12 protein-coding genes are annotated in these 13,205 nt (G+C 60.9%); 3 read left to right on the top strand and 9 right to left on the bottom strand.

The window, feature by feature from the left end:
* Positions 1 to 83: 83 nt before the first annotated feature.
* From C9422_RS24275 to C9422_RS24265, 3 genes are all read right to left on the bottom strand, one after another.
* Positions 84 to 1,442 carry an 8-oxoguanine deaminase gene (locus C9422_RS24275; protein ID WP_007971866.1) on the bottom strand — a complete coding sequence of 453 codons (1,359 nt, stop codon included), beginning with the start codon at positions 1,440 to 1,442 and terminating at the stop codon, positions 84 to 86.
* Between the two features lie 258 nt (positions 1,443 to 1,700).
* Positions 1,701 to 2,390, bottom strand: coding sequence for an SDR family oxidoreductase (locus C9422_RS24270; RefSeq protein WP_116582407.1), 690 nt, complete (start codon positions 2,388 to 2,390; stop codon positions 1,701 to 1,703).
* Between the two features lie 19 nt (positions 2,391 to 2,409).
* Positions 2,410 to 2,766, bottom strand: coding sequence for a MerR family transcriptional regulator (locus C9422_RS24265; protein WP_116582487.1), 357 nt, complete (start codon positions 2,764 to 2,766; stop codon positions 2,410 to 2,412).
* Positions 2,767 to 2,848: 82 nt separating this feature from the next.
* Between C9422_RS24265 and C9422_RS24260 the strand changes: the two genes are divergently transcribed.
* Complete coding sequence (locus tag C9422_RS24260; RefSeq protein WP_116582406.1) at positions 2,849 to 3,340, top strand: hypothetical protein; 492 nt, start codon at positions 2,849 to 2,851, stop codon at positions 3,338 to 3,340.
* Here the strand turns inward: C9422_RS24260 and C9422_RS24255 are convergent.
* The 6 genes from C9422_RS24255 to C9422_RS24230 all read right to left on the bottom strand — a co-directional run bounded on the left by C9422_RS24255 (position 3,337) and on the right by C9422_RS24230 (position 9,873).
* Positions 3,337 to 4,263, bottom strand: coding sequence for an ABC transporter permease (locus tag C9422_RS24255; protein WP_116582405.1), 927 nt, complete (start codon positions 4,261 to 4,263; stop codon positions 3,337 to 3,339). The genes C9422_RS24260 and C9422_RS24255 overlap by 4 nt on opposite strands.
* Positions 4,263 to 5,369 carry an ABC transporter permease gene (locus C9422_RS24250; RefSeq protein WP_116582404.1) on the bottom strand — a complete coding sequence of 369 codons (1,107 nt, stop codon included), beginning with the start codon at positions 5,367 to 5,369 and terminating at the stop codon, positions 4,263 to 4,265. The genes C9422_RS24255 and C9422_RS24250 overlap by 1 nt, the downstream gene beginning before the upstream one ends.
* 11 nt (positions 5,370 to 5,380) lie before the next feature.
* The gene (locus C9422_RS24245) at positions 5,381 to 6,946 is read right to left on the bottom strand and encodes an ABC transporter ATP-binding protein (RefSeq protein ID WP_116582403.1); all 1,566 of its coding nucleotides are present in this window, start codon (positions 6,944 to 6,946) and stop codon (positions 5,381 to 5,383) included.
* A gap of 606 nt (positions 6,947 to 7,552) precedes the next feature.
* A complete protein-coding gene (locus tag C9422_RS24240; protein ID WP_015093345.1) occupies positions 7,553 to 8,134 on the bottom strand; it encodes a YigZ family protein in 582 nt (193 codons plus the stop codon).
* A gap of 6 nt (positions 8,135 to 8,140) precedes the next feature.
* A complete protein-coding gene (locus tag C9422_RS24235) occupies positions 8,141 to 8,791 on the bottom strand; it encodes a TetR/AcrR family transcriptional regulator (protein WP_116582402.1) in 651 nt (216 codons plus the stop codon).
* A 161-nt stretch (positions 8,792 to 8,952) separates the two neighbouring features.
* Positions 8,953 to 9,873, bottom strand: a complete 921-nt coding sequence (locus C9422_RS24230; protein ID WP_102702270.1) for a LysR family transcriptional regulator — start codon at positions 9,871 to 9,873, stop codon at positions 8,953 to 8,955.
* A gap of 139 nt (positions 9,874 to 10,012) precedes the next feature.
* On the opposite strand from C9422_RS24230, the gene C9422_RS24225 reads away from it, so the two are divergent.
* Positions 10,013 to 11,362, top strand: a complete 1,350-nt coding sequence (locus tag C9422_RS24225; protein ID WP_116582401.1) for an aspartate aminotransferase family protein — start codon at positions 10,013 to 10,015, stop codon at positions 11,360 to 11,362.
* Positions 11,363 to 11,436: 74 nt separating this feature from the next.
* Complete coding sequence (locus C9422_RS24220; RefSeq protein ID WP_116582400.1) at positions 11,437 to 12,930, top strand: CoA-acylating methylmalonate-semialdehyde dehydrogenase; 1,494 nt, start codon at positions 11,437 to 11,439, stop codon at positions 12,928 to 12,930.
* Positions 12,931 to 13,205: the final 275 nt, after the last annotated feature.

Here is a 13,205-nt window from a genome sequence, read left to right as displayed (position 1 = left end):
GGCGTCGTACCAGTCAATACTCATGTGACTGACACTCCGCTTTCGCGAGCAAGCCCGCTCCCACAGTTTTAAACGGTGTTGTGTCAGGTCCCGGCAATCAACTGTCGCGCCGCCTGGCTGTGATCGGCAATCAAGCCCTTCAGGTCCAGCCCCTCGACCTGCCCGTCAATCACTCGCCACTTACCGCCGACCATCACCCGGTCCGCGCGATCGGCGCCGCACAGCAGCAGGGCCGAGACCGGATCATGGCTGCCGGAGAAGCGCAGTTCATCCAGCTTGAACAGCGCCAGGTCGGCCTGCTTGCCTACTGCCAACTCGCCGATATCGGTACGTCCCAACAGACTGGCCGAACCTTTGGTCGCCCAGCCGAGCACGCGTTCCGGGGTGATCTTCTCGGCGCCGTAGCGCAGGCGCTGGATGTACAGGGCCTGGCGCGCTTCGAGCATCATGTTCGAGGCATCGTTGGAGGCCGAACCGTCCACGCCCAGACCCAGCAGGGCGCCGGCGTCAGTCAATTCGATGCTCGGGCAGATGCCCGAGGCCAGGCGCATGTTCGAACTCGGGCAATGGCAGATACCGGTTCCGGCGGCGCCGAGGCGGGCGATCTCGTCCGGGTTGAAATGGATGCCATGGGCCAGCCAGGTACGTGGGCCGAGCCAGCCGACGCTGTCCAGATAATCCACGGTGCGCAGGCCGAAGCGTTGCAGGCAGAAATCTTCTTCGTCGAGGGTTTCTGCCAGGTGGGTGTGCAGGCGCACGTCGAGTTTGTTCGCCAGTTCGGCACTGGCCGACATGATTTCCGGGGTCACCGAGAACGGCGAGCAGGGTGCCAGGGCGATCTGGATTTGCGCGCCATCACCGCGTTCGTGGTACTCGGCGATCAGCCGCTGGCTGTCGGCGAGGATCACTTCGCCTTCCTGCACGGTCTGTTGCGGCGGCAGGCCACCGTCCTTTTCACCGAGGCTCATGGAGCCGCGGGTGAGCATGGCGCGCATGCCCAGTTCGCGAACGCTCTCGACTTGCACGTCGATGGCATTTTCCAGACCTTCCGGGAACAGGTAGTGATGGTCGGCGGCGGTGGTGCAGCCGGACAGCAGCAATTCGGCCAGTGCGACCTTGGTGGCGAGGGCGAGTTTTTCCGGGGTCAGGCGTGCCCAGACCGGGTACAGGGTTTTCAGCCACGGGAACAGCGGCTGATTGACCACCGGCGCCCAGGCGCGGGTCAGGGTTTGATAGAAGTGGTGATGGGTGTTGATCAGGCCCGGCAGGATCACATGCTCGCGAGCATCGAACACTTCATTGCACGGCGCGCAAGGTTGCTGGCCTGCGCCTAGCACTTCGACGATCAAACCGTCTTGCAGCACCAGGCCGCCACGGGCATCGAGACCGTTGGAGGTGAAAATGGCGAGGGGATTTTTTAACCAGGTACGGGTCGCAGGCATGTTGGCCGGCTCCTCTGAAAATTGGGTTCAGGGTTGCCAGCTCAGTGTTGCCCTGTCTGCTGATCCAGGTTCGCCGGGGAGGCGAGGTGGGCAGTTTCGATCAAAACGCCGTTATGGGCAAGCCCGGTCCGACAGGACAACAAAACTCCTGTGGGAGCGAGCTTGCTCGCGATAGCGGTGTGTCAGTCAAATCGTTGTTGGTTGTGCCGCCGTCATCGCGGGCAAGCCCGCTCCCACAGGGTAGTGTGTTGGCAGTGATTACCAGGGAATGGTCTCACCCCGGTAATTGATGAAGTGATGCCCGCCCTTGCCGACATATGCATTCACCTGATCAACCAGGCCGCGGGTACTGGTTTCGACATCGATGTCCGCGCCTTCACCACCCATGTCGGTCTTCACCCAGCCCGGGTGCAGCGACAGGACCGTGAGCGTTGTATCGCCCAACTGAGTGACGAAGCTGTTGGTCATGGAATTCAGTGCCGCCTTGCTGGCTTTGTACAACGCCAGCTCCGGCGCATCGGGCATGGTCACGCTGCCCAGCACCGAACTCATGAACGCCAGCACGCCGCTGTCCGGGCGGATCTGTTCGACAAAACGCTGGGCCAGGTTGATCGGCGCCACGGCGTTGGTGAAAAACAACTGACCGACGTCGGCCATCGTCGCGCCACCGTTGGGTATCTGGACATCCGGCCCCTTGACCCCGGCATTGACGAACAACAGGTCAAACACCTCGCCCTTGAGTTGTTGGCTCAGGGCGGACACCGCTGGCTGATCGTCCATGTCGAGTTTTTCGATCCGCACCTTGCCCAGGGCCTGCAAGGCCTCGGCCTTTTGCGGGTCGCGCACGGTGGCAGTGACTTGCCAGCCATCGGCCAGCAGGGTTTTCACCAGCCCGAGGCCGAGCCCTCGGGAGGCGCCGATGATGAGTGCGGTTTTTGCCTTGGACATGAGTGGCTTCCTTGAGAGTTCAGGATCGTGGATTCAATGGACACTGTTGCCCGAGCCGTTGTTGCAACTCTTCGCGTAGCGCGCCGAGTTCGGCCATGCGGGCTTCGATCAGTTTGAGTTTGTCTTGCAGCAGTTGCGTGACGGCGCTGTCCGGGTCGGGCGACTGCCAGATTGCAGCGACGCTGTTGCCGATCTCGCCGAGGGTAAAGCCCAGCCGTTGAGCGGTCTTGATGTACTGCACCAGTTGCACCATGTCTGGCGGATAGTCGCGATACCCGTTGGCGCTGCGTTGCGCCGCGATCAATCCGCGTTGCTCGTAGAAGCGCAGCGTGTCGCGGCTGACGGCGCTGGCCCGGGCTAATTCACCGATGCGCATCATGACGTCTCGAAGGGGCTTGACCCTGGAGCATACTCCAGGCTTTAGCCTTGTTGCTCCCTGAATTGATGGAGCAATGACGATGTGGACTGCAGCGCAATATCGCCGGTTGGTGCAAGGCAGTGCCTGGTATGACTTGTTGGTGACGATGGCGTTTGTCACGCCGTGGAGTTTTGCAGCGTTGCATGGGGTTTTGACTGCGCTGAGCCAGGCGTTGAGTTTGCCGGGTGAGTTGCCGCCGTTCGAACCGGTGCACATGTTGATGGCGAATCTGTTGGGCTCGATCGTCTGCGTATGGTCGGTGCTGCGGATTCGTGATCCGCAGCAGGTTTTCGGGCGGTATGACGCCGTGGCCAGATTTCTGTTCTCGGCCTGGCAGGCTTATGCCCTGATCCAGGGGGCGAGTTCGATTCTGGTGGTTTTTCTGGTGTTTGAATTGGCTTGGGGCGTTGCTCAGGTGTTGCCTGTTCGGGCGCCTTCGCGAGCAAGCCCGCTCCCACATTTGACCGAGTTCACGCCAACTCCCTGTGGGAGCGGGCTTGCTCGCGAAGGCGCCGGCCCGGTCACCACCTAATGCCCGGCCTGCCACGGCTGCCCCAACGACACCGGCGCATACAACCGTGTCCGCAGCGCATCCCGTGACAACAGCACCAGTACCACAATGGTCGCGACATACGGCAGCATCGCCAGCAGGCTCGACGGAATCGCCAGTCCCAATCCCTGCGCCACCAGGTGCAGGATGCTGGCGAGCCCGAACAGGTACGCGCCGAGCAGCAGGCGCCACACCCGCCAACTGGCAAACACCACCAGCGCCAGGGCAATCCAGCCGCGCCCGGCGCTCATGTTTTCCGCCCACATCGGCGTGTACGCCAGGGACAGATAGGCCCCGGCCAATCCGGCCATGGCGCCACCAAACAACACCGCCAACGTACGTACTGACAACACCGGCAAACCCATGGCACTGGCGGCAGCGGGATTTTCCCCGACGGCTTGAATGATCAGCCCGACACGGCTTTTCAGAATGACCCAGGCCACCAGCGCAAACAGTGTGAACGACAGATAGACCAACAGGTCCTGGGCAAACAGCATCCGCCCGATTAGCGGGATCTCGCTCAGATAGGGAATCGCCAAGGGTTCGAAACCCGCCAGCGGCTTGCCGACCCAGGCCGCACCGACAAAAGTCGACAGGCCCACGCCGAAAATCGTCAGGGCCAGACCGGTGGCCACCTGATTGGCATTGAACACCAGCGCCACCAGAGCAAACAGCGATGACAGCAGCATCCCGGCGAACATCGCCAGCACTACGCCGAGCCACAGGTGCCCGGTGTTGAACGCGACGATGAAACCGATCACCGCGCCAAACAGCATCATGCCTTCCTGGCCCAGATTGAGGACGCCGCTTTTCTCGCAGATCAGTTCCCCCAGCGCCACCAACAGCAACGGCGTACCGCAGCGGACCATGGCGTAGAAAATATTGCTCAGCAGATCGATATCCATCACAACGCTCCTGCGTGTACGGCGGTGGCTTGGGCACGGCGGGTCCAGCGCAGGTTCAGGCGCGGCCGGTAGAGAATCAGCACATCGCTGGCCAGCAGGAAAAACAGCATCATGCCCTGGAACAATTGGGTGATCGCTTGCGGCAGGTTCAGGCTCATTTGTGCGCTTTCGCCGCCGATGTACAGCAGCGCCATCAACAGGCTGGAAAACAGGATCCCTAGCGGATTCAGGCGGCCGAGAAACGCCACGGTGATCGCCGCATAGCCGTAGCCCGGCGAGACCTGCGGCACCAACTGACCGATCGGCCCGGTGACTTCGCACACACCGGCAAGGCCGGCCAGACCGCCGCTGATCAACAGCGCGAGCCAGATCAAATGTTTCTCGCGAAAGCCGACGAATCCGGCGGCCCGCTTGTCCAGCCCGAGCACCTTGATCTGGAAACCGACGAAGCTTTTCTGCAACAGCACCCACACCGCCACCAAGGCGAGCAGGGCGAAATACACCCCGGCATGACCCCGGCCATCCTCCATCAGGAGCGGCAAGCGGCTGGCCTCCCCGAACATCGCTGACTCGGGGAAATTGAACCCGGCGGGATCCTTCAACGGACCGTGAACGCAGAACAGCAACAGGTTCAGCGCGATGTAGTTGAGCATGATGCTGGTCAGGATTTCATTGGCGTTGAAGCGCGTGCGCAACCATGCGGCCAGGCCGGCCCAGGCGGCACCGGCCAGGGTGCCGGTTAGCAGGATCAGCACCAGCGCCCAGCGGCTTTGCATATCGATGATATTGACTGCCAGCGCACTGCCGGCCAATGCACCGAGCAGCAGCTGACCTTCGGCACCGATGTTCCAGATGCGCGCCTGGTAGGCGACGGCCAGGCCCAGTGCGCACAGCAGAATCGGCAGGGCTTTGACCAACAATTCAGAGACGCCATACAGGTCGCTGACCGGAGCGATCAGCAGTGTGTGCAAGGTCAGCAGCGGGTCATGCCCGAGCGCGATGAACAACAACGATCCACAGCCCAAGGTCAGCGCAGCCGCCAGCAACGGCGAGCACCACAGCATCAGCCGCGATTGCTGGCCGCGGGGTTCAAGAGAAAGCAGCATGTGACACTCCGTTAGCATGTGGCGGATGCGAGTGATTGAGGGGCAGCGAACTGGCCGGCCATCCAGCCGCCGACATCGCTCAGGCGCGTATCGACCGTGGCGTGGAGCGCCGACAGTCGGCCGCCGCACAAGGCGCCGAGGCGGTCGCTGATCTGGAACAGTTCGTCGAGGTCTTCGGAAATCACCAGGATCGCCGCGCCGGCATCGCGCAAGGCAATCAAGGCGCGGTGAATGGTGGCGGCCGCGCCGACGTCCACACCCCAGGTCGGGTGCGCGGCGACCAGCAGCCTGGGTTGCTGAAGGATTTCCCGGCCGAGGATGAATTTCTGCAGGTTGCCGCCGGACAGGCTGCGGGCCGGGGTCTGGCTATCGGGTGTCTTGACCCCGAAACGGCGGATGATTTCCTCGGCCAGCGTTTCGACTCTGCTGCGCCGGATCAGACCCTTGCTCACCAGCCCTTGCTGGAAAGCGGTCAGTAGCGCGTTATCTGCCAGGCTCAACTCTGGCACCGCGCCATGGCCCAGGCGTTCGGCAGGGACGAAGCTCAGGCCAAGTCTGCGACGTGCGTCGGGGTGTAAATGGGCAACCGGTTCCTGACCAAAGCGCAGGGTTGCGCCTTCGTTGCGATTGAGGCGTTGTTCGCCGCTGAGCAAAGCCAGCAGCTCGTCCTGGCCATTGCCCGCGACCCCGGCGATACCGACGATTTCGCCGCTGCGCACTTCAAGGTTGATGTCCTTGAGCGAGCACCCGAACGGGTCCGGGTTGTGCCAGGACAATCCGCGTACCTCAAGGAACGCATCACCCCCGGCCACCTTCGGGTAGTTCGCGTTCAGCTCGGCCGCCTCACCGACCATCAGGCGCGCCAGTTGCTGATCCGTACAGTCGGCTGGCACGCAATGTCCGGTCACGCGCCCGCCGCGCAGTACCGTCGCGCTCTGGCACAACGCGCGGACTTCCCCGAGCTTGTGGCTGATGAACAAAATGCTGCAGCCCTCGGCGGCGAGCCGGCGCAGGGTGACGAACAAGTCGTCGGCCTCTTGCGGCGTCAGCACCGAAGTCGGTTCATCGAGAATCAGCAGGCGGATGTCCTGCATCAGGCAGCGAATGATTTCCACCCGTTGCCGTTCCCCGATCGATAGGCTGTGGACAAGTCGCTCCGGTTCCAGCGCCATGCCATAGCGTCGCGACACCTCGCGAATCTTCGGCTCAAGTTGTCTGGGTGTGCCTGCCGCCGCGCCCATGGCCAGGGCGATGTTCTGCGCCACGCTCAAGGTTTCGAACAGCGAGAAGTGCTGGAACACCATGCCAATGCCCAGGCCTCGCGCCTGGGCCGGGTTGCGCAGGCTCACCCGCTGCCCCTGCCAGATCACCTCGCCCGAATCGGCTTGTGTGACGCCGTAGATGATTTTCATCAGCGTGCTTTTGCCCGCGCCGTTTTCGCCAAGCAGGGCATGGATCTCGCCAGGGGCAATGGTCAGGTCGATGGCATCGTTGGCCAGGCAACCGGGGTAGCGTTTTGTGATTGCGCGCAGTTGCAGGCGCGGAACCGGATCCGGGATTGGAGCGTGATTGGGCATGACAGGCTCGGTGCTGTTGGACTTGTGCCTGTGGATAAAGCAATTTTCTGGCCATCAGGTCAGGAAAATTTTCAAGTCCTGTGAGCCGAGGTGTTGAGCCCGCGGCTTTCAAATGAGCCACGCAGAACCCGGCACCAGATGGGGGCAAGGGTGTAAATCAAGCCCCGATTTTGCTCGTGGGCTTTTGCTTAAAAAATGATCAATCGACCACAAGCCATACCGTGCAGGGTGCCGAGACGGCCATGAACGGGTTATCCACAGATTGCTCCACAGTATTTGTGCGCAAGCTCAAGGCATGGGCATAAGCACTGGGTGGCTTTCTTCTAAAGGTGATAAATCGTTGTAACTGTTTGTTTTTACTTGAATTTGATGCGCTTGATGGCAGATTGGACGAAAATTGAGCAAAGTCCGCAAAGCCGCATGACAGAAGGGTTACAGCGGTATGTGCTCAGGTTATCCACAGCCGGGTGCACAGCAGATGTGGGCAAATATGGAATAAGTGGAAAAGCGGCGTGCCCCAAAAGATCGCAGCCTTCGGCAGCTCCTACATGTGGGTCGTGCTCTTCTGTAGGAGCTGCCGAAGGCTGCGATCTTTTGCTCTTGTTTTCAGCGCTGCAAAAGAATACGTCCACGACTCAAATCGGCCAGCTGTGACTGCAAGGTATCGATCTGCGCATCGCCTACCGCCAACTGCAACTCGACCCCATTGGCGGTGAAGCTTTCATCCACAACCAGTCCACCTGCCTCCGCCACCCGCAGCTTGACCAACGCCAGTTCGGCAAACCCGCAAGCGCAACGCAACGGCACCCGGCTGATCAACTCAACCTTTGGCGCCGCTTGCAGGCATTTGTTCGCACCGCCGCCATAGGCCCGGGCGAGACCGCCGGTGCCCAGCTGGATGCCGCCATACCAGCGAATCACCAGCACCGCGACCTGATCACAATCCTGTGCCTCTATCGCCGCCAGAATCGGCCGACCTGCCGTGCCGCCGGGCTCGCCATCATCGGTGCTGCGATATTGATCGCCGAGCTTCCATGCCCAGCAGTTGTGCGAGGCATTCAAGTCACTGTGCTGTTCAATGAACGCCTGGGCCTCGGCCGGGCTGGAGATCGGCGCGGCGAAGGTAATGAAGCGGCTCTTGCGAATCTCTTCGCGGTATTCGCAAAAACCGCTGAGGGTAAAAGGCATATGTATTTAGATGGCAGGTTGCAGGCCGCAGCCCTTGAGAATGATGCGGATCAGGTTGTCCCCGGCGTCTTCCATGTCTTGCTTGGTCAACTTGGTGCGCCCGGTGACGCGGCAGATCTGCGTGGCGAAGTCGGCGTAATGCTGGGTGCTGCCCCACAACAGGAAGATCAGGTGCACCGGGTCGACCGGGTCCATTTTACCGGCGTCGATCCAGGCCTGGAACACGCCCGCACGGCCCTGGAACCAGGCGCGATAGTCCTGGTTGAAATACTCGGTCAGGCACTCACCGCCACTGATGACTTCCATGGCGAATATTCGCGAAGCTTGCGGCTGGCGGCGGGAGAACTCCATTTTGGCGCGAATGTAACGGGTCAAGGCCTCGGTCGGATCATCCTCGGCGGTGAGGGTGTTGAAGGTGCTGTCCCACAACTCGATGATGTTGCTCAGCACCGCCACGTACAAACCAAGTTTGTTGGTGAAGTAGTAATGCAGGTTTGCCTTGGGCAGCCCGGCGTTCTGGGCGATGGTGTTCATGCTCGTGCCTTTGTACCCGTGACGGGCGAACTCGTCTTCGGCGGCTTTGATGATGGTCTCTTCGTTCTTCTGACGAATGCGGCTGACGGGTTTTCCGCCGTGGGCTGGGACTTCAAAGGTCATAGGCACTTCCGAACAGGTAGGTGGGTGCAGCCAGTGCGTTGATAGCGTAAAACCGAAACCACCACAACCCTGTAGGAGCTGCCGAAGGCTGCGATCTTTTGATCTTGATTTCAAGGATCAAAGGATCGCAGCCTTCGGCAGCTCCTACAGGGGAGGATTGTTCAGCGTGTCGCGGCCAGGCTCTCGAGAAAACTCTCCAGCACCAGATGCGGGCGACGGCCCTTGCGTGTGACCGACGCCAGGCTCAGGTCATAAAAGCGTGCTTTCGGTTTCAGCGCGCGCAGACGACCTTGCTGAACCCAGAGGCTGGCATAGTGATCCGGCAGATAACCGATATAGCGCCCGGTCAGGATCAGGAACGCCATACCCTCGCGGTCCGAGGCACTGGCGGTGCAATTGAGCGCCTGGTAGTGGGCCTGGATCTCCGCCGGCAAGCGGAAGGTGGGGGCGATGGCGTCCTGACTGTTCAGGCGCTCGTCGTCCAGTTGTTTGTCGTCGACATAAAACAGCGGATGGCCGACCGCGCAGTACAACAGAGATCGCTCGCTATACAGCGGTTGATATTCCAGTCCGGAAAGCGCGCTGGCCTGCGGCACCACGCCGACGTGCAGGCGACCGTCGAGCACGCCTTGTTCGACCTCATTGGGCGCGATCATGCGGATCTGGATCTGCACGTCCGGGCCGCGCTCTTTCAACTGCGCGAGGGCATGGGTGATGCGCATGTGGGGCAGGGTGACCAGGTTGTCCGTCAGGCCAATGATCAATTCGCCACGCAAGTGCTGGTGCAGGCCGTTGACCTCGGTGCGGAAGCTTTCCAGCGCACTCAACAGTTGCAACGCCGATTGATAGACCTCGCGGCCTTCTTCGGTCAGGGAAAAACCGGCGCGTCCCCGTTGGCACAGGCGCAGGCCGAGGCGTTGCTCCAGATCGCTCATCTGCTGGCTGATCGCCGAGCGACCGATGCCCAGCACGGTTTCCGCCGCGGAGAAGCCGCCGCATTCCACCACGCTGCGAAAGATCCTCAGCAGGCGAATATCAAAGTCGCTGACCTGGGCCAGCGGATCGGGACGGCGAGTGCTCATGCGGGTTACTCAAAAGTTTAGTGAATGGCTGACTGAACATTAGAAGAGTTGCATTTCACCGACTTTATCCCCGTGGCAATTTAGCTGCAACAACGGTTTTCAATCCTTACGCCGCTTATTGCCTTGCGAGGTTTTGCCCATGAACTTGCCTGAAAACGCCCCGACTTCGCTGGCCAGCCAGCTCAAGCTCGATGCTCACTGGATGCCTTACACCGCCAACCGTAACTTCCAGCGCGACCCGCGCCTGATCGTTGGCGCCGAAGGCAGCTGGCTGACCGACGACAAGGGCCGCAAGGTGTATGACTCGCTGTCGGGCCTGTGGACCTGTGGCGCCGGCCACACCCGCAAGGAAATCCAGGAAGCGGTCGCCAAGCAACTGGGCACGCTCGATTACTCGCCAGCCTTCCAGTACGGTCATCCGCTGTCGTTCCAGCTGGCCGAGAAAATCACCGACCTGACCCCGGGCAACCTGAACCACGTGTTCTTCACCGACTCGGGCTCCGAGTGCGCTGACACCGCGGTGAAGATGGTCCGTGCCTACTGGCGCCTGAAAGGCCAGTCGACCAAGACCAAAATGATCGGTCGTGCCCGTGGCTACCACGGTGTGAACATCGCCGGCACCAGCCTCGGCGGCGTGAACGGCAACCGCAAACTGTTCGGTCAGGCGATGATGGACGTCGACCACCTGCCGCACACCCTGCTGGCAAGCAACGCCTACTCTCGTGGCATGCCGGAGCAGGGTGGCATTGCCCTGGCTGACGAACTGCTCAAGCTGATCGAACTGCACGATGCGTCGAACATCGCGGCGGTATTCGTCGAGCCATTGGCCGGTTCCGCTGGCGTGCTGGTTCCGCCACAGGGTTACCTCAAGCGTCTGCGTGAAATCTGCGACCAGCACAACATCCTGCTGGTGTTCGACGAAGTGATCACCGGTTTCGGCCGTACCGGCACCATGTTCGGCGCCACCACCTTCGGCGTGACCCCGGACCTGATGTGCATTGCCAAGCAAGTCACCAACGGCGCGATCCCGATGGGCGCGGTGATTGCCAGCTCCGAGATCTACCAGACCTTCATGAATCAGCCGACGCCTGAATACGCGGTTGAGTTCCCCCATGGCTACACCTATTCGGCACACCCGGTGGCTTGCGCGGCGGGCCTGGCAGCACTCGACCTGCTGCAAAAGGAAAACCTGGTACAGAGCGTGGCTGAGGTCGCACCGCATTTCGAAAACGCGCTGCATGGCCTCAAAGGCACCAAGAACATTATCGACATCCGCAACTTCGGCCTGGCCGGTGCGATCCAGATCGCACCACGTGACGGCGATGCGATCGTGCGTCCGTTCGAAGCCGGCATGGCGCTGTGGAAAGCCGGGTTCTACGTACGCTTCGGCGGCGACACCCTGCAGTTCGGCCCAACCTTCAACAGCAAGCCGCAGGACCTGGATCGTCTGTTCGACGCGGTCGGCGAAGTGCTGAGCAAGATCGACTGATTTCTCCTTCTATATACCTATAAGCAACGGGCGTCCGGGAACGGGCGCCTGTGGACAACTTTTCAGGAGCTTCCATGAGCGTTATTCCGCATTTGATCAATGGCGAACTGGTGACCGAGAACGGTCGCGCGGTTGATGTGTTCAACCCGTCTACCGGCCAGGCTATTCACAAGTTGCCGCTGGCGACCCGCGAAACCATCCAGAGCGCCATCGACGCGGCCAAGGCTGCATTCCCGGCCTGGCGCAACACGCCGCCGGCCAAGCGTGCCCAGGTGATGTTCCGCTTCAAGCAACTGCTGGAGCAGAACGAAGCACGTATCGCGCAACTGATCAGCGAAGAGCACGGCAAGACCCTGGAAGATGCTGCCGGTGAACTGAAGCGCGGCATCGAGAACGTCGAGTTCGCTTGCGCGGCTCCGGAAATCCTCAAGGGCGAGTACAGCCGCAACGTCGGCCCGAACATCGATGCCTGGTCTGACTTCCAGCCGTTGGGCGTTGTTGCCGGTATCACGCCATTCAACTTCCCGGCCATGGTGCCGCTGTGGATGTACCCGCTGGCGATCGTCTGCGGCAACTGCTTCATCCTCAAGCCGTCCGAGCGTGACCCGAGCTCGACGCTGCTGATTGCCCAGTTGCTGCTGGAAGCCGGCTTGCCTAAAGGCGTACTGAGCGTGGTGCACGGCGACAAGACGGCGGTGGATGCGTTGATCGAAGCGCCGGAAGTCAAGGCGCTGAGCTTTGTCGGTTCGACGCCGATTGCCGAATACATCTACTCCGAAGGCACCAAGCGCGGCAAGCGCGTTCAGGCCCTGGGTGGTGCGAAGAACCACGCCGTGCTGATGCCGGATGCGGATCTGGACAACGCCGTCAGCGCACTGATGGGCGCGGCTTACGGTTCTTGCGGTGAGCGCTGCATGGCGATCTCCGTGGCCGTGTGTGTCGGTGACCAGGTCGCCGATGCTCTGGTGGCCAAACTGGTTCCGCAAATCCAGGGGCTGAAAATCGGTGCCGGTACTTCCTGCGGTCTGGACATGGGCCCACTGGTGACTGGCCAGGCTCGTGACAAAGTCAGCGGTTATGTAGAAGACGGCGTAGCCGCCGGCGCGACGCTGGTGGTGGATGGTCGTGGCCTGACCGTGGTCGGTCATGAAGAAGGCTTCTTCCTGGGTGGTTGCCTGTTCGACAACGTCACGCCAGAGATGCGTATCTATAAAGAAGAGATCTTCGGGCCGGTGCTGTGCGTTGTTCGGGTCAACAGCCTGGAAGAAGCCATGCAACTGATCAACGATCACGAGTATGGCAACGGCACCTGCATCTTCACCCGTGACGGCGAAGCGGCGCGGTTGTTCTGCGACGAGATCGAAGTCGGCATGGTCGGCGTCAACGTACCGTTGCCGGTGCCGGTCGCCTATCACAGCTTCGGCGGCTGGAAGCGTTCGCTGTTCGGCGACCTGCATGCCTACGGCCCGGATGGCGTGCGTTTCTACACCCGTCGCAAGGCCATCACCCAGCGCTGGCCGCAGCGTGCGAGCCATGAAGCTTCGCAGTTCGCGTTCCCTAGCTTGTAAGTAGAAGGGCGTAGAAGGCCGACCCATTGGGTCGGCCTTTTTGTTTTAGAGGCTTTTTTGATCTATATGACAGATTTGTGAAAATCAGTGCTTGACGGCAGATTCTGGAGGCCTATAATTCGCCCCACTTCCGGCGCAGTCGAAACGAAAAACTCCTTGATAAACAAAGAGTTACGCAGTTTTCGATAGCGGGTTGCTTCAGGTCATCGAAGCCGAAAGGAAGTTGAAAAAGAGGTGTTGACAGCAGCGAGTAACGCTGTAGAATTCGCCTCCCG

It is taken from the genome of Pseudomonas sp. B1(2018) (assembly GCF_003097365.1).
In the GTDB taxonomy this organism is placed as follows: domain Bacteria; phylum Pseudomonadota; class Gammaproteobacteria; order Pseudomonadales; family Pseudomonadaceae; genus Aquipseudomonas; species Aquipseudomonas laurylsulfatiphila.
This window is presented reverse-complemented; position numbering and strand designations above follow the sequence as displayed.